We start from the raw sequence: 15,922 nt of genomic DNA, 5'->3' as shown, positions 1-15,922 counted from the left end.
TGCGTCTGGAGCGCCATCATGCAGTCTTCACGCAACCTGGACACATTTCTTGCCCTGAAGGATTTCGAACAACCGGCCCGAAAGCGCCTTCCGCGCCCGCTCTTCGGTTATGTCAGCGGTGCGGCTGAAGACAATACGACCCTCAATGCCAATGCCGATGCGTTCAACGATGTCGATCTCGTGCCCCGGGTTCTGGTCGATGTATCGGCCCGTAGCCAGAATGTGACCCTCTTTGGGCGCACCTATTCCGCCCCGTTCGGTATCGCCCCTATGGGAATATCGGCCATGACGGCTTATCGCGGCGATATTGTGCAGGCTCGGGCGGCGGCAGAGGCCTCGATCCCCATGATTCTCAGCGGAGCGTCGCTAATTCGTATGGAAGATGTGCGCGCCATAGCACCCCATACGTGGTTCCAGGCTTATCTGCCACGGGACATGCAGCATATCGATGCGCTCATAAGTCGTGCAAAAACAGCAGGTTTTGAAACGCTAGTGGTGACTGTCGACCTGCCTGTGGGCGCCAATCGCGAAAATAACATCCGCAATGGTTTCTCCCTTCCGCTGCGTCCCAGCGTCCGTCTGGCGATGGATGGGCTTACCCGGCCCAAATGGCTGCTAAAGACTTTTCTCAGGACACTCTGGCGTTACGGTATGCCGCATTTCGAGAACGCATTTGCCGAGCGCGGCCTGCCGATCCTGGCCCCCGAGACCCTGCGTGATTTCGCGGACCACGATCATTTCACGTGGGACCATATCAGACATCTCCGGCGGGCCTGGAAAGGCCCCCTCGTCATCAAGGGGATCATGCACCCGGCCGATGCGCGCATCGCGCAGGATGTGGGCGTTGACGGTCTCATCCTTTCCAATCACGGGGGGCGCCAGCTTGACGGCGCCATTGCGCCCCTGCGTATTTTGCCCGAAGTCATCGCGGCGACAACATTGCCGGTCATGATCGACAGCGGCTTCCGGCGCGGGAGCCATATCCTCAAGGCGCTTGCTCTAGGGGCGTGCTTCGTTTTTGTCGGGCGGCCGTTCAATTATGCCGCGGTAATCGCCGGCCAGCCAGGCGTTGCCCGCGCCATCGCCCTGCTGAAAGCCGAAGTGGATAGGAACATGGCCATGCTGGGGCTGACCAACTGCACAGACATCGACCAGAGTTATATCCGGTTCCGCAACGTGTTGAAAAACGGCGGAAACCCCGGCGCATTTCACTGAGTAAACGAAACCTTATCGCAGGTTAGCGAAAATCTTATATTACACCCATCTTGTGGATTCTAAACTCCGCAAGAAGCATCAGTCAGGAGCAGTACCATCTCACATGTGATGTTCATTAATGGGCCGAATGCAAACCTCTATGGACTTGCTCCGGGAGGCGTTTATGGCGATCAGGGCTTCCCTGCCATTAAAGAAGCCTGCCTGGCTCACGCCACGCAGTTGAACGTGCAGCTTGATTTCAGGCAGTCCAATCATGAAGGAATCATCATTGATTGGATCCAGGAAGCGCGGCTGATGCACCAGGGCCTGCTGATAAATGCCGCAGGCCTGACCTATACCTCCATCGCCATTCTGGACGCGCTTTTGGCATTCGATGGTCCCATTATTGAATGCCATATGAGCAATATATGGAAACGTGAGCCCTTCCGGCACACATCCTATATCTCCAAGGCGGCAACCGGCGTGGTCGCGGGGCTCGGGGTCGATGGTTACCTACTCGCCATAAGCGCGATCAACACGATTCTATCAAAGCCCGTGAAATGACAGCCACGCTTGTCTTTTATTCCAAGCCGGACCCGTTTGAGCCTTGGGCGGACGCCCTGAAGCCGCTGCTGCCCGATCTCGACATCAAACGCGCAGAAGACATCGTGCAGCCAGAGCATGTGCGTTTCGCACTGGTCTGGAACCCGCCTTCGGGGTTTTTCACGGATTTTCCATCCCTTCAACTGGTCGTGAATCTCGGTGCGGGGGTCGACAAACTGCTCAAACGGGACGACCTGCCCGATATCCCGATCGTTCGGCTCCAGGACCGGGAAATGGCGCGCATGATGGCAAGCTACGCCCTTTTTGCGGTCATCCGTCACGCGCGGGACATCCCCCACTTCGAAAATGCCAAGATCCGACGCGAGTGGTCCTATATTCACCCCCGCCCTGCCTCTGAAGTTCATGTGGCCGTCCTAGGGCTGGGCCAGTTGGGCGGTCTCGTAGCCACGGAAATAGCACGGCAAGGCTATGTTACGCACGGCTGGGCGACACGGCCCAAAGACCTGCCCGGGGTCAATATAGTGACTGGGCAGAACGAGTTGCACAAGCTGCTGGCAAAGGCCGATATTGTGGTCTCGATGCTACCTCTGACACCCGACACGTATCATTTGCTGGATGCGTCCGCCTTTAAAAGCATGAAACAGGGTGCTGCCTTCATCAACCTTTCCCGTGGGGAGGTGGTTGACGAACCCGCCCTGATTGCAGCCCTGCGATCAGGCTATCTGTCGGGTGCTACGCTCGATGTCTTCGAACAGGAACCACTCGCCCCCCAAAGTCCGCTCTGGGAATTGCCGAATGTCCTTATTACGCCGCACCTGGCGTCAGTAGCACTGCCCCGTTCAGCCGCTCCGGAAATAGCGGCCGCGATACGCGCAGTACAAGCGGAAACGCCATTAAATAATTATGTAAGAAGAGACCTGGGATATTGACTTTTATACGCTCCAGAAAAAGCCGTTATTGATAAGCATCATGATCGGTTCAAAAATTTGATGCTCACCCACATTGCGGGAACTTATGCTTCTCGTCAATCACCATTGCTGTTAAATGTTTTTTCCTAAGCACGGCATCTGAAAATTGAATTTTTTAATTACCTCGGAATTACCCATAATTCCTACATTGCGCACAACCGGCGTCGCCGATTATGCGATTCTTCAGTAAAGTCCGCTCTGTCAGCATTTCCGTGCTGAAGTCCTGAAACGGGCCTGAATAAGGGTAAGCAAGTGTCAGTTGAAGTAGTCGATACAGTGGTCGTGGGGGCTGGGCAGGCTGGCATCGCCATGAGTGAACACCTCAGCAGCATGAAGATTCCACATGTCGTTCTGGAGCGTAAACGGATTGCCGAACGCTGGCGTTCCGAACGCTGGGACGCGCTGGTTGCAAACGGCCCCGCATGGCATGACCGTTTCCCCAACCTGAAATTTGACGATATCAGCCCCGAGGCGTTTCCGCCCAAGGAGCGCATGGCGAAATACTTTGAGGATTACGCCAGGATGATCGACGCCCCCGTGCGAACGGGCGTGACTGTCAAGCATGTGACACGCAACGACGGGCGGCCGGGTTTTACCGTCAAGACATCTGACGGCGATATCGAGGCCATCAATGTCGTCGTGGCGACCGGGCCTTTCCAGGTTCCGAGTTTTCCCGATATCGTGCCGGCTGATACAGGTGTTCAGCAACTTCATTCATCCGCATATAAAAATCCGCAGCAGCTTACGGATGGCGCGGTGCTGGTGGTTGGCGCCGGTTCGTCTGGCGCACAGATAGCAGAAGAGCTGAACAGGGCGGGCAAGACAGTCTATCTTTCAGTGGGTGAGCACTATCGCCCCCCACGGGCGTATCGCGACCGTGACTATTGCTGGTGGCTTGGCGCCCTCGGCATGTGGGACGAAGTGGGCAAGGAGAAGAAAAAGCATGTCGCATTCGCGGTAAGTGGGTTCGACGGCGGCAAGACCATGGATTTTCGCCGCCTGGCAAAAGCCGGTATTACGCTTGTCGGTGTCACGGAACGCTATGACAATGGCGCTGTGCACTTCGCCGGTGATCTGGCAAAAAACATTGCCCAGGGCGATGCGGACTATTTTGAAGTCCTGCGCGAAGCAGATGCCTATATCGACCGTAACGGCCTTGACCTGCCCCCCGAACCGGAAGCCTGGAATCTTCTTGAGGACCCCGACTGCCTGAAAAATCCCCTCTCCAGCCTGAATCTGGCCGAAGCAGGGATTAAAACCATTATCTGGGCCACGGGTTTCAAGTTCGACTTCAGTTGGCTGAACGTCAACGCTTTCGACGAAAAAGGAGCCCCGCTCCACAAGCGCGGTATAACACCAGAGAGCGGGATATATTTTCTCGGATTGCCCAATCTGACGAACCGTTCATCCTCGTTCATATGGGGCGCCTGGCACGACGCCAAGTTCATTGCCGATCATATTTCCGTCCAGCGCGACTATATGGCCTACAAAAAATCGTAAGGCACAAGCCCGTTTGAAGCTGTCGTATCCATAGACCGCAGGCTTGCTTCACACGGGCTCTCTTATGGAAAAGGCTGGACCAACATAAGACATTGGTCGCCCCGATCGGCCTGGATGCGAGAATTTTTTAATGACAACTGGAAAAATGCAGGCCGTTATAGCCGAAGGTAAAGGTGGCCCCGAGGTTCTTCGTACGATCACATGCGACATCCCTCGTCCGGCCGCGCAGGAAGTCCTGATCCAGGTTGCCGCCTCAGGCGTGAACCGCCCTGATATCGGCCAGCGCACAGGGGCTTTGCCGGTTCCCGCCGATGCATCTCCCGTTCTGGGGCTGGAAGTTGCCGGGCGTGTTGTCGACGTTGGAGAAGGTGTCAGTCCCGATCTGATCGGCCAGGATATCATGGCGTTGGTGAAATCTGGTGGCTATGCGCAATACGTTGTCGCCAAGGCTGGGCAATGCCTGCCGGTCCCCGATGGGCTTTCGCTGACGCAGGCGGCCATTCTGCCCGAAGGACTGTTCACGCTATGGCATAATCTTTTTGACCGAGGCGGTCTGGCCAGCGGTGACTGGGTGCTGATCGAAGGTGGCGCAAGCGGCATTGGCACATTGGGCCTTCAGCTTGGGCAGGCCGTTGGCGCCCGTGTCATCGTGACAGCGGGCGGACCGGAAAAATGCAAGCGCCTGACCCAAATGGGCGCCATCGCGCTGAATTACCGTCAGGAAGATATTGCCGCACGTGTCATGGACATAACCGCGGGGCAGGGTGTCAACGTCGTTCTGGACATTCTGGGCGGTGACGCCGTCAATCAGCACCTGTTTTGCATGGCGCCAGAGGGGCGTCATATAGGCCTGTCCTTCATGCAGGGCGCAATGGCCTCTGTGGATCTCGGTCTAGTCATGCGCAAAGGGCTGTGGCTGTCCTCTTCGACCATGCGCCCCAAATCCGATGAGGAAAAAGCCCTTATCTGCACGCAGGTAAAACATCGGCTTTTACCGCTGATTGCGCGAAAGAAAGCGCAGGGCGTGTTGTGCCGGACGTTCCCACTGGAACAGGCCTGTCAGGCGCATGAATTCCTGGAAAGCGGGAACAATTTCGGAAAAATAGCGCTTGTCGTGCAGGAGGAGGTAGGGAAATGAAGATGTTCCTCTACTGGGGATCGGCCTCCCCTTTTGTGCGGAAGGTCATGGCCACTGCACATGAACTTGGGTTGGAAGACAGGATCGAAATCATCGACAGTGCGGCCAACCCTGTCCTGCGTGATTATCGTATCGGGGATTTCAATCCGCTCTGCAAGGTGCCCGCTGCCAAACTTGACGATGGCCTGTGTCTTTATGATAGCCGGGTTATCTGTGAATATTTGGACACTCATGCAGATGGCAACCTGTTCCCCGCCCCCGGGCCCAGCCGATGGCAGGCACTGCGGCGTCAGGCGCTTGCCGATGGCCTTCTGGATGCGTTGCTGTTGATCCGCTACGAAAACCTGATTCGTCCCGCGGAATTTCGCTGGGAGACGTGGACCGACAAACAGGCCGAAAAAGTCAACGACGCGCTCAATGCCATGCAGCAAGACGTGCCCGCGGACACGCAGGTCGATATTGGAACGATCGCCTACGCGTGCGCCTTGGGGTGGCTGAGCTTTCGGTTCCCGGACCTTGACTGGACCAAAGAGCGCCGCGGATTGGCGGATTGGCACGCTACCTATGAAACACGGCCAGCAATGGTCGTAACACGCCCAAGGTCATAAGCCTGTTGCGCTTTTTTTTAACCATATTTTTAAAAATTCAAGACAAGGAAAGTGAATGCCATGGCCCATTACCGGCATCGCAAATTCAATACCAGGGAAACTTATCCGGAGCAGAACCTGGATAACGATCTTGCCCAGGCGGTTGTCGCGCAAAAAGGTACGACAATTTTTCTGCGGGGACAGTGTCCGCAGAATCTGGACACGGCCAGGAATATCGATAGTCACGATCCGACTGAACAGACCCACCTGGTCATGCAGAATATCAAGACGCTCGTGGAAGAATGCGGCGGCAAAATGGAGCATGTTACCAAGCTCGTGGTCTATCTGACCGATATTCGCCATCGCGAGGCAGTTTATCGCACAATGGGGAGCTACATCAAAAATGTGCATCCGGTTTGTACCGGTTTAACTGTTGTTGCTCTGGCACGTCCGGAATGGCTGGTCGAGATCGACGCGACCGCCGTAATTCCTGATTGATGAAGCGTGACCGCACTACAGAATAGTTCTTGATATTCATGATAGGTGCCAATGACTTTTTCCATTCTTGGCCATTGTCCCCAGACAGGCATGTTCGGTCTTGCCATTTCCTCGTCATCGCCTGCTGTTGCCGCGCGCTGCGCCTTTGCGCGCGCCGGTGTTGGCGTTGTGGCAACCCAGAACATTACCGACCCACGCTTAGGACCTCATGCGCTGGATATTATGGCATCCGGAGCGACAGCAAGCGAGACACTAGCAATCCTGGAGCGCGTGGGCTCTCACATGGAGTTTCGCCAATTACTCGCCCTGGGGGCGTCGGGCGAAAGCGCTATCTATTCCGGGACGAAGGTTCTTGGCTGCTGGAGCGAAGCACAATGTGAAGACGCAGCAGCAGCGGGTGACCTTCTGGCAGACGTGAATGTCCCGGAAACTATGATTCTGCAATTCCGGAATGCCAGTGGCCATATCGGGGACAGACTTGTTCGTGCCCTACGGGCGGGCTTGGATGCCGGGGGCGAAAAAGACCCCTTGCATTCCGCCGGCCTGCTGATTGTGGATAAACAGTCATGGCCGTTGGTCGATCTTCGGATAGACTGGACAAAACATTGCCCCATCGCAGCTCTGGAGGAAGCCTGGGACATCTACAAGCCACAGATAGAAGATTATGTGACTCGCGCGCTCGCACCCGGCATGGCTCCCTCCTGCGAAGTAGCAGAAGAGATGTAAAAGAACGCCATGCATGATAGATGATAATGTGCGCCATTGATCTAAGATAACAGGATAGGGCTGATATGCCGCTGAGATTTACCTTGCGACAACTGGAATATTTTGTCGCCGCAGGAGAAGCTGGAAGCATTGCCCTTGCCGCGGAAAAGGTCAATGTTACTGCTCCATCGATGTCTTCGGCCATCTCGCAGCTTGAAGCCGGGTTTGGATTGCAGCTTTTCACCCGCCGACATGCTCAGGGATCGACGCTGACACCTGCGGGGGAACGCTTCATGGAACAGGCGCGAGCCGTTCTTGCCGAAGCAGAGCAATTAAATGACCTCGCCAACATCATGACCAACGCCGTCCGGGGATCCTTGCGCGTTGGAGCAATGCGAACATTTGTCCAGCTCATGGTTCCCAGCTTACGCCGGAGTTTTGAAAATAAATATCCTCATGTCGATTTTACTCAAGTAGAGTTGGATCAGGCACAGATATTCAACGAACTTGGTTCCTCACGTATCGATATTGCCTTGACCTATGATCTATCCGTTCCGGGAGATATCAGGTTCGAGCCCCTGGCCATTCTTGCTCCTTACGTCATGCTGGCTGCGGATCACCCTCTCACACAACGCTCTTTTCTTACTCCCGAAGACCTGCTCGATGAACCCATGGTGCTTTTGGACCTTCCTCACAGTTCCGATTATTTCCTGTCTTTCTTCCGCCATCTCAACCGCCGCCCCCCTGTTGCGGAACGCACATCCGAGATTAACATACAACGCGCTCTTATCACTAACGGCTATGGGTTCGGCATTACGAATATTCGTACGGTATCGGGCATTTCGCTTGATGGCAGGGAACTGAAGTTTGTTCCATTGCATAGCAATATCCAGCCGCTAAAGCTTGGTATAGTTCTGTCACGTACCGCCCATATTTCGCGTACGATCCGGGCATTTATTGATCACTGCCACGAAGCTGTTGACGCTAAAAAATTGCCCGGTATCATGCCGGATAAACTGGAAGAATCAAAGAACTGAATTGCCTCTTACATTACTGACGGCAAGGGCATCCTGTATAAAGACGTCCTGGCACTTCCCGAGGTGCAGGCCCGTGGCGACATCCGCGTCCTCGGCACAGGCATTGGCCAATTCGGCGTCAATCTCGTCGCCGGCATGACCCCACTTGAACTATCGACGATGCTGAAAACCGTTACGAATCAGGTGATGGGCGAAAAGGAAGACGCGTTCTGGTCCGAACAGGCCTCGCATATCGCGACCGACACGCTAGATCATATCGTGGCGGCTGTCGTGCATCCTACCGACATTCAGGATCGTGACGGCGCGCCGCTGGTCGCCATCAGGATACGCTCATTGTTCCCCTAGTTTCGCCATCTAATCGGTGACAGAAGGTATGCTGGCGAGAAGTTGCGTGTTGCGCTGCTGAACTCGGCCGATGGACGATCGAGATCATCAAACGCAGCGACTAGGCCGAAGGCTTCGTCGTCGTGCCGAAACGCTGGATCGTCGAACGCAGCGTTGCATGGCTCGGACGCTGCCGCCGCCTCACCAAGGATGTCGAGGCAACACTCTCGTCATCCCACGCATGGCTGATAATCGCCCATATCCGCAGAATTCTACGGAAAATAAATCAGGCCGCTTTCTGATTCAGGCTCTTAGAGGGAGACTGATAAAAATACTTCTTTAGTATAGGCCTCGCCCTGAACCCTCATTTGCCTTTCCCATAAGGTGTGGCGTAGACATTTGACCATACGAAACAACGGGGAATTTTCCTGGGTAAAAGCCTATGGTCAACTGCCACATGCCGGTTCGAGTTCCGCAGTTCGCACCACTCATAACACATTAATTTAATGTACTTTTATGGTCTTTCCGTAACCATAAAAGTCGAACCTTCTATAAAGTGAGCCGTCTGCCTGTTGATTCCTCTCCAATCCAGGTATCATTTCCGTAGGGCCGCCACTTCACATATCCATGATATTGTTGGCAAAAAAGGACTATGGCTCTTCTGGGCAATAACAAACGGGGGGTGAAGCTGTTCCGTTCCGTAATACACCAAAAAACAGATCTGAGCGAAGACGAGAGCCTTACAGAACTCACGAACCATGCCTATGCATTCAAGGATGCTGGCAGCAGGGAGCTTCGCAGGAAATCACGACAACAGAAAAATATCACCGGTCATCATAGATAGTGACCATTCTCCTTTAAACGAGATTATGCCTCCATTTCTAAAAAATGCGTCCCGCTCTTAATCATTACTCATTTATCCTTGCAATCAGGCAAGTCATTATAGAGAGAAGGGTCTACCTGATAAATCTTCCAATCATTCCCGTCCCGCTGTAACCTGATGCATACGGCAAGCGGTTCACCAGTCCCTTTCGGAAAATTCATAAGAAGTCGAATAACTGAATTATTTCCGCTTTTCTCTGTCTCCATCGCTTTCATACCGGCAATCCACTGGACATCAAAATCCTGAGTATGTGTGAAATAATCCCGATCTCCAGTCAAATCGCCATAAATTCCAGATTTATAAGCGTGGATTATTTTTTTGTATAATGTTTTCGTAACATAATTTTTTATATCCATGTTGCAGAATAAACCATCTAGATTAACTTTTGATTTTCCCGGAAATGGCTGAGCACATGCAGTCATATAGTTTTGATAAAACTCTAGAACTTTTTGCTCTGGCGTTATGCGCTGGGCACGTACCCAGAGCGGAAAGAAGACGAAAATACAGACACCTAACATTTTCAGTCTATTATGGATGTTTGTAAATTTTATAGGTTGTTTTTTCATCAGGATAATTAATCCAAAGTGAATTCCAAGAAATTATTTGAATTTGATTGCCAAATGTTACTGCCGAATATGCACGTATGTCCAGCAGAATGTCGTGTGACAGGTTGTATAACGGGACATCTCCTACCCCGAAATGGTCCTGCGGATGAAATTTAACGAAAACCGGATGCTCTTAGAGCACGAAGCATAATCCTTGCGTAATTCGTATTCGCAGACGAATACCTCCGGTCTCGGATAAACAATATGGGTGCATCACAAACCAGATAAAAAGCCGTGACATTCCAGCCAACGATCTTGTGCGTGAATATATGGCTCGCTTCTTATGTCCCGCTGATATCTACAAAAGGTCAAACCACTCAAAGCCTCAGCACCTTGCTCCCCAAGCCGAAATACACCAAGGGACTCTATAAGCTCTGGCAATGTTCGGCTGAACTTGGGCTGCCTGCGATGAAAAACAGGTCGCGCCTTCTTAACGCGCGCTATTCCTACGACCCTTTCCAGCCCGTCTGCTGCTCTGTTGCATGCAAGGAGCATGCGGCGCCCCTTGCATGGTGTGATCAGGGGCGTGACTTTCGCGCTTTTACAACCAGTGTATCCAGCGCCGAGAGAAAACGGGACCGATCGGCTTTCCCAAACCCTGCCGCGCCTGGTGTTACGACGCCTGCCGAACGCAGATCGGTCATCAGGTTCCGCATCGCCAGCGCCATGCCAATTGTGTCACCATCGAGCAGCCGCCCTTTTGGTTCAAGGACATATGCGCCTTTCCCCACACAGCGCGCCGCCAGAGGAATATCCGCCGTGATGACGATATTCCTCTCTGACACGCGTTCTGCAATCCAGTCATCCGCGACGTCAGGCCCTGCATCGACCACCACCCGTTCAATCAGCGGCCCAACGGGCACTGCGATCATCCGGTTGGAGACAACAAAAACATGCAGGCCATAACGTCCGGCCACGCGATACACTTCGTCTTTTACGGGACAGGCATCAGAATCAATAAAAATCCGGGTCATGCCGTTAATCTGCAATAATAGCGGGCAGATTGCAAACCAGCGCTAACGCGCCATCCCATCTTACGGACGAAACGCCTCCACTCATCTGAACGCAACGAGATTATTCCTCGTCAAGGACTTTCGCCATTTCAGCGCCTGATGCCTCTTTATGGATCAAGGATGCGGCGAGGGCACTGCTTTGTCTGATTTTAAAACGTACGTCATGGTTGTATCAAAATCATAATATTTTCTGGTTCCGTGTTCGACCGGCGGAAGCTGCGCATCGGTGAACAAGCCTCGTGTTGCAGCATCCAGATCGGAAGATCCCGAGGAATGTATAACAGTAACACTTTTGACATGGCCAGCGCGATCCATGACCACATGCACAGAGCACGAACCCTGCGCCCGGGTTCCTGTGGGATAATGCAGTTTCTTATCCATCCAGGCTTGCAGCGTTTTCTTGTACGTGGGGTCGGTCTGCTCTATGTCGCTGGTCTCAGGCTTTAGGAGAGCATAATGGGCTGTCAGGAAATGGGGGACGACTGTTGAGTAAAAATAACGCACTTCTATTCTCAGTGTGTAGAGCACGTCCGGAAAGGATTTCGGTAAAACGGGCAATGTCGCTTGGTAAAATTCTCCGAGCGCTGCAGAATCCAGAACTACGGTGTCGCTCGTTTGCCTTAACGAGGTCGCCTGCGTATGGCCGTTTTTATTTAATGTCACCAACAAGACTGCCGTGCCCGGCGGGCAAGCCGAAGACGCGCATTCCGGCGGTAGATAGATTCTTTTGTTCATCCAGCTTTCAAGGGCTTTTTTATAAACCTGGCTACTGGACAACTGCAGGTTTTGCTGCTCTGTTGCAACAGGTGGTGTTTCGACAGACTTGGCCTGCGCAAAGGCCGGGGACAACTGCGCCGCGAAAAGGGCGAGCAGGAAATAAAGTTTTCCCTGAAAACGCACAGAACCGCTTGAATATTGGAACCGACAACTCAAAAATATCACGATAAAACCGTATATGCTTTGCCTGATATGCCGACCTTCTGCTTATCACAGGCCGTGGACTTCATCCATGCCGAAACGCCAGAACCCGTCACACTGAACGGAGTTTGGCGGGATGACCGTAAATACCTTACCTTCCGCCGTCCTCGACCTGATGGGACCCTCGGCGCTACCGACCTGCTTCTTGAAAGGGCAATCTCGCCACATGTTTCGTGCGCGCCGATTTTCTCCCACCATGCGGTGTTTCATTGCTGGAACGCGGGAATGGGTGTGGGGCGGTTATTATCATCGAGGGCGACGAAAACAAATGTTCCGTGCGTGACCAGTTGCAGGCAACGCTGGCGTTGTGGACGGCGCCAGGCCTGGACTGCAATGGTCGCGGACGTGCGGCCTATTTTCACGATTTCAGTATAGACGGACAGTTCATCCCCGACCATCATGGGGGCCAGGAAAGACACGCGATCAATGGCGACGGTCACGGTCTTTGTACAGGTCCGCATGCTCATCATCGAACCCCCGGCCAGGTCCATCTGCGACATGACCCAGCCGCCGAATACATCTCCGGCCGCATTGATGTTGTTCGGCATGGCAATGACCCGAACCGTCAGATCGCCCGAGGGTTTGCTGAATTTTTGCCCTGAACCGCCGTTGCCCGGCAGCGACTTACGGGGTACTGCATTATCGGGCAGGCCGGCAAGGCTATCCTGGTCCCATTCCGCAAGGGTGTTGAACCCGTCTTCGGGTGGCAGGGGGCGGGGCTGGCGCCTGTCGTCCAGCGCGACAAAGGTGAACTTGCCCTGCGTGACCTTGTAGCGATCAGTTGTGTTGCGCGCACGACGCCATGTTTCGACATGCACGGTGATCGAGGTGCGGCCGATGCGGGCGATTTTCGTGTAAATGCTGACCTCATCGCCCACCACCACCGGTTCGTGAAACGTAAAGCTGTCGATGGCCACCGTCACGCACCGCCCGCGCGCCCGAAAGGCAGCCGTAGTACCGGCCGCGAGATCCATCTGGGAAATCAGCCATCCGCCGAACACGTCCCCCGCCGGGTTTGTATCCATCGGCATGGCGACCACACGCAGGGTCGGAATGATGTCGGGCGGAAAGGAACTGGACATGGTGCATTCCTTGTCTGTGGCAACGCGAAAAGGTCTATCATGTGGCAATATAGCGCAGGGTTATCGCGGCATCATCGCACCTGTGTCCATCAGGCGTTGATGCCACGAAAGCGCTTCGGACAGGATATGCGGTGTGTCCCCACCCGGATGGCGCTCGGCGCGACTCATGTAATCCAGCAGCAATGGGCGGTAATCAGGATGGGCGCAATGGGTGATGATCTGCCGCGCCCGGTCCCGCGCGCACAGGCCGCGCAGATCGGCCAGTCCCTGTTCCGTCACCACGACCTGCACATCCTGGCTGATATGATCGACATGCGACACCATTGGAACGATGGAAGAAATATCGCGATTTTTTGCAATGGACGGTGTCATGAAAATCGACAGCATCGCACTTCTGGCAAAATCGCCCGAGCCACCGATCCCGTTCTGCACGCGTGAGCCCGCGACACGGGTCGAATTCACGTTACCGTAAATATCGACCTCGATGGCTGCATTCATGGCGATCGCACCCAGGGCGCGCACGACGGAGGGGTTGTTACTGACCTCCTGGGAACGCAGGACGATCTTGTCACGCAGGCTGTGCATCTGCGTGTTTACAAAATCCGCGCAGGCAGGGCTGAGATAAAGTGCCGCCCCTGAAATGGCTGTCATCCTCCCGCTTCGCAGCATGTCCAGCATGCCGTCCTGAATCACCTCGGTATAGGCGGTCAGGTTATCGAACGGGGCATCGGCCAACCCACCCATGACCGCGTTGGCAATATTGCCCACGCCCGATTGCAGGGGGGGCAGGGCACGCGGCAGGCGACCGCGCGCGACCTCGTTTTGAAGAAAATCGAGGATATGCCCGGCAATGGTGGCCGCGTCCGGGTCGGCGCGGAACGCAATGCTCTGCTCGGCTTCATGCGTAAGCACGACGGCCACAACCTTGTGGGGATCGACATGCAGGACTTCCTGGCCCACGCGTCTGTCCGGGGTTGTAATCTGCGCCAGGGTGGCGGCAGCGGCCGGGGTGGCGGTGTTCCAGATGTCGTGCAGCCCTTCGATCTGGGGCGTGTGCCATGTATTGACCTCGATAATCACCGTCTCGGCCAGGTCGAGCCAGGTCTGCGCATTGCCGACCGCGAAAGTGGGCACAAGACCGCCATCCCCCCGGATCAGGGCCACTTCGACGATCGCCACGTCGATCTTGCCGAAAAAACCGGCCCGGGCCCAAGGCGCCATGCGGCTGAGATGCGTATCGACATAGGCAATGCTACCCGCGTTGATTTTCCTGCGCATGGCCGGATCGCTCATATAAGGCATGCGAAAGCTGACGGCATCCGCATCCGCCAGCACCCCATCGACATCAGTCATGGTGGAGGCCCCGGTGAACAGCCTGACCGAAAATGGCTCTCCCCGGGCGTGGCGGTCCTTCGCCATGGCGGCAATCGCGCGCGGGACGGCCTTGGGCGTGCCCCCTGCCCCGAAACCGCTGGTGGCGATGGTCTTCTCATTACCGATCAGCCGGGCGGCTTCCTCGGCGGTCATCACCTTGTCGCGGAACGCGTGGTATCCGATCCGTTCTGTTGTCATTCTCTGTCAGACTTTCGCGCTGGCTGCGGGCCCGACCGGACCCGGAGCGTTCCGTGTTGTATCAGGGCAGTTCCACAGCCATGGCGATTGCCTCGCCACCGCCGATACAGGCCGAAGCCACCCCCTTGTGCTGGCCGCGGGCTTTCAGCGCATGGATCAGTGTCGTGATCAGCCGCGCGCCGGTCGCGCCAATGGGGTGGCCGAGCGCACAGGCCCCGCCATTGACATTCAACCGGTCGTGCGGAATGCTAAGTTCTTTCTGCGCCACCATGGCCGTGACGGCGAACGCCTCGTTCACCTCGAACAGGTCGACATCCGCCACGCTCCACTGAACATGGCTGAGCAGTTTTTCCATGGCGGGAACTGGGGCTATCGTAAAATCCCGCGGTGCCATCGCATGCACGCCATACCCCCTGACGGTCGCAAGAACCGGCAGGCCCAGTTTTTCGGCCTGGCTCCGCCGGGTCATGACCAGGGCCGCCGCGCCGTCTGAAATACCCGACGAACTGGCCGGGGTGATGGTGCCGTCCTTGCCGAAAGCAGGACGCAGCGTAGGAATTTTTTGCGGATCGGCCTTGGGCGGATTTTCATCATGATCGATCTGGACATCGCCTTTGCGGGTCTTGACGGTTACCGGGGCGATTTCCGCCGTGAAGGCACCGCTTTGCACCGCATTGCGGGCCCGCTCAAGGGTCTGGATGGCGTAATCGTCCTGCTGTGCGCGGGTAAAGCCGTACTGGCGCACTGTCAGTTCCGCGAAATGCCCCATAAGCTGGCCGGGTTCGTAAGCGTCTTCCAGACCGTCATGGAACATGTGGTCGTAAATTTCGCCATGGCCCAGCCTGTAGCCACTGCGGGCCTTTTTCAGCAGATAGGGCGCGTTGGTCATGCTTTCCTGCCCGCCCGCCACGACAAGGCTGGCCGAACCGGCGATCAGCGCGTCATACCCCAGGCCCATCGCCATCATGCCCGAACCGCACAGCTTGTTGACGCTGAGCGTGGGGGCACTGAACGGCAGGCCACCGTAATGGGCGGCCTGGCGGGCCGGGTTCTGGCGCAGGCCGGCACTCAGCACACAGCCCATGAATACGGCATCAACCAGCAGCGGGTCCACGCCGCCGCGCGCGATAGCGGCGCGAATGGCGGTCGCCCCCAGATGGGGTGCCTCTATGGTGGAAAAATCGCCCTGGAACCAGCCAATGGGCGTGCGGGCTGCCGAAACGATGACGACAGGATCGGAAACAGTCATTTTTCAGGGACTCCTCGGGGTGCCG

Annotated in this window: 14 protein-coding genes and 3 pseudogenes; 10 read left to right on the top strand and 7 right to left on the bottom strand. The window is 55.4% G+C overall.

Going from position 1 to position 15,922, the window contains the following annotated elements:
* The first annotated feature begins 18 nt into the window (after positions 1 to 18).
* From J2D77_RS06680 to J2D77_RS06635, 10 genes and pseudogenes are all read left to right on the top strand, one after another.
* Positions 19 to 1,215: an alpha-hydroxy acid oxidase gene (locus J2D77_RS06680; protein ID WP_207845477.1), complete on the top strand. Its 1,197-nt coding sequence runs from the start codon at positions 19 to 21 to the stop codon at positions 1,213 to 1,215.
* Positions 1,216 to 1,323: 108 nt separating this feature from the next.
* Complete coding sequence (locus tag J2D77_RS06675) at positions 1,324 to 1,758, top strand: type II 3-dehydroquinate dehydratase (RefSeq protein WP_207845697.1); 435 nt, start codon at positions 1,324 to 1,326, stop codon at positions 1,756 to 1,758.
* Positions 1,755 to 2,687 carry a 2-hydroxyacid dehydrogenase gene (locus tag J2D77_RS06670; protein WP_207845476.1) on the top strand — a complete coding sequence of 311 codons (933 nt, stop codon included), beginning with the start codon at positions 1,755 to 1,757 and terminating at the stop codon, positions 2,685 to 2,687. Before J2D77_RS06675 ends, J2D77_RS06670 begins: the two co-directional genes overlap by 4 nt.
* Before the next feature lie 291 nt (positions 2,688 to 2,978).
* Complete coding sequence (locus J2D77_RS06665) at positions 2,979 to 4,226, top strand: flavin-containing monooxygenase (protein WP_207845475.1); 1,248 nt, start codon at positions 2,979 to 2,981, stop codon at positions 4,224 to 4,226.
* 130 nt (positions 4,227 to 4,356) lie between these two features.
* Entirely contained in the window at positions 4,357 to 5,364 is a 1,008-nt protein-coding gene (locus J2D77_RS06660; protein ID WP_207845474.1) for an NAD(P)H-quinone oxidoreductase, read from the top strand.
* Positions 5,361 to 5,972, top strand: a complete 612-nt coding sequence (locus tag J2D77_RS06655) for a glutathione S-transferase (protein WP_207845473.1) — start codon at positions 5,361 to 5,363, stop codon at positions 5,970 to 5,972. The genes J2D77_RS06660 and J2D77_RS06655 overlap by 4 nt, the downstream gene beginning before the upstream one ends.
* 60 nt (positions 5,973 to 6,032) lie before the next feature.
* Positions 6,033 to 6,449: a RidA family protein gene (locus J2D77_RS06650; RefSeq protein ID WP_207845472.1), complete on the top strand. Its 417-nt coding sequence runs from the start codon at positions 6,033 to 6,035 to the stop codon at positions 6,447 to 6,449.
* Positions 6,450 to 6,500: 51 nt separating this feature from the next.
* On the top strand, positions 6,501 to 7,175 hold the full coding sequence (locus J2D77_RS06645; RefSeq protein WP_207845471.1) for a DUF1028 domain-containing protein: 675 nt from the start codon (positions 6,501 to 6,503) through the stop codon (positions 7,173 to 7,175).
* 65 nt (positions 7,176 to 7,240) lie between these two features.
* Positions 7,241 to 8,191: a LysR family transcriptional regulator gene (locus tag J2D77_RS06640; RefSeq protein WP_207845470.1), complete on the top strand. Its 951-nt coding sequence runs from the start codon at positions 7,241 to 7,243 to the stop codon at positions 8,189 to 8,191.
* A gap of 228 nt (positions 8,192 to 8,419) precedes the next feature.
* Positions 8,420 to 8,817: pseudogene (locus tag J2D77_RS06635) on the top strand (transposase); the annotation flags it as partial.
* Between the two features lie 610 nt (positions 8,818 to 9,427).
* On the opposite strand, the gene J2D77_RS06630 reads toward J2D77_RS06635, so the two are convergent.
* The 7 genes and pseudogenes from J2D77_RS06630 to J2D77_RS06600 all read right to left on the bottom strand — a co-directional run bounded on the left by J2D77_RS06630 (position 9,428) and on the right by J2D77_RS06600 (position 15,897).
* The gene (locus J2D77_RS06630) at positions 9,428 to 9,964 is read right to left on the bottom strand and encodes a DUF3828 domain-containing protein (RefSeq protein WP_207845469.1); all 537 of its coding nucleotides are present in this window, start codon (positions 9,962 to 9,964) and stop codon (positions 9,428 to 9,430) included.
* 557 nt (positions 9,965 to 10,521) lie between these two features.
* Complete coding sequence (locus J2D77_RS06625) at positions 10,522 to 10,977, bottom strand: YaiI/YqxD family protein (RefSeq protein ID WP_207845468.1); 456 nt, start codon at positions 10,975 to 10,977, stop codon at positions 10,522 to 10,524.
* A gap of 153 nt (positions 10,978 to 11,130) precedes the next feature.
* Complete coding sequence (locus J2D77_RS17505) at positions 11,131 to 11,916, bottom strand: energy transducer TonB (RefSeq protein WP_331000075.1); 786 nt, start codon at positions 11,914 to 11,916, stop codon at positions 11,131 to 11,133.
* Positions 11,917 to 12,200: 284 nt separating this feature from the next.
* Positions 12,201 to 12,512: pseudogene (locus J2D77_RS06615) on the bottom strand (acyl-CoA thioesterase); the annotation flags it as partial.
* A gap of 156 nt (positions 12,513 to 12,668) precedes the next feature.
* A pseudogene (locus J2D77_RS06610) lies at positions 12,669 to 13,076 on the bottom strand (acyl-CoA thioesterase); the annotation flags it as partial.
* A 60-nt stretch (positions 13,077 to 13,136) separates the two neighbouring features.
* Entirely contained in the window at positions 13,137 to 14,648 is a 1,512-nt protein-coding gene (locus tag J2D77_RS06605; protein WP_207845467.1) for a succinate CoA transferase, read from the bottom strand.
* 61 nt (positions 14,649 to 14,709) lie between these two features.
* Entirely contained in the window at positions 14,710 to 15,897 is a 1,188-nt protein-coding gene (locus J2D77_RS06600; protein WP_207845466.1) for an acetyl-CoA C-acyltransferase, read from the bottom strand.
* Positions 15,898 to 15,922 lie beyond the last annotated feature (25 nt).

The sequence above is a fragment of the Acetobacter garciniae genome (assembly GCF_017377735.1).
In the GTDB taxonomy this organism is placed as follows: domain Bacteria; phylum Pseudomonadota; class Alphaproteobacteria; order Acetobacterales; family Acetobacteraceae; genus Acetobacter; species Acetobacter garciniae.
Note: the sequence above shows the minus strand (reverse complement) of the source record. Positions and strands in the feature narration are given on the sequence as shown.